The organism is Lysinibacillus antri (assembly GCF_003977595.1).
GTDB lineage: Bacteria > Bacillota > Bacilli > Bacillales_A > Planococcaceae > Ureibacillus > Ureibacillus antri.
Window position 1 is genome coordinate 1 of record NZ_RYYR01000068.1, and the last position, 1,118, is coordinate 1,118.

Consider the following 1,118-nt stretch of genomic DNA (forward strand, 5'->3'; position numbering starts at 1 on the left):
TTGAACTGCTCCCTGTCAAGTAGACAGTGAAAATAATAAAAATGCTTAGGCGGCTTGAGCCCTGTATTCTAGGGGGCTCAAGCCGTTTAATGTTTCTTGATAACGTTCATGATTGTAGAATCTGATGTACTGATCAATGGCGTGCTTGAGCACTTCAAACGACTCATATTTATGTAAATAATACTTTTCTACTTTTAATGTCCCCCAAAACGCTTCAATTGGACCGTTATCGATGCAACGACCTACTCTAGACATACTGTGTGTCATGTCTGCTTTCTCTAAGATTCGCTTAAACTTTTTGGATGTATATTGATAACCCCGATCGCTATGTAAAAGTGGACATTCATCCTCTTTTAATGCTCGAATAGCCGATTTTATCGTCTTAAAGACAAGGTCATTATTATTCGAATGGCCTAATACATAACTTACAATTGACTTATCATACAGATCGATAATGGCACTTAAATAAGCCTTTTTCCCGTTCCCATACTTAAATTCAGTAACGTCGGTACACCATTTTTGATTTGGTTTTTCCGCTGTAAACTCCCGTGCTAAAATATTCTCCGCTAGGTAATCTGGCTTTACCTTACGATATCGTCTTGGTCTACGGCGAATAACCGCTTCTAGACCACAAATTTGCATCAGGCGGTAAATACGTTTCTTATTCACTTTCGTTAAACCTTCTTTTTCACGCTGGCGATTAATGGTCATGGTAATGCGGCGGTAGCCATAAATGCCATTTACCTGTGTGTATAAATGCTGAATCGAGTCTGCTAACTGTTGATTTTCCATTTCACGCGCTGTTGGTTGACGGTTTAGCCATTTATAATAAGCAGCACGTGATACATCTGCGATTTCACACAATAATACAATGGAGAAGTTCTCCTTCTCAGCTAATTCTTGAATCGCGATATAACGGCTCTGAATACGAATTCTACTTAACGACGCCTCCTTTCGATTTCCTCTAACTTTTTTAAAAGTAAATTCTCTGCACGTAATCGTTCATTTTCACGTTCTATCTGTTGGATTTTTAAGCGCAGTTCGTCCTCCGGTGTCCGTTCTTCTGCTGGTTTTGTACAACCACGGCGATCTTGAAGGGCTTCTTCGCCATCCTGTTC

At 39.9% G+C, this 1,118-nt stretch carries 1 pseudogene; it reads right to left on the minus strand.

Going from position 1 to position 1,118, the window contains the following annotated elements:
• Positions 1–45 precede the first annotated feature (45 nt).
• A pseudogene (locus EK386_RS19925) lies at positions 46–1,118 on the minus strand (IS3 family transposase); the annotation flags it as partial.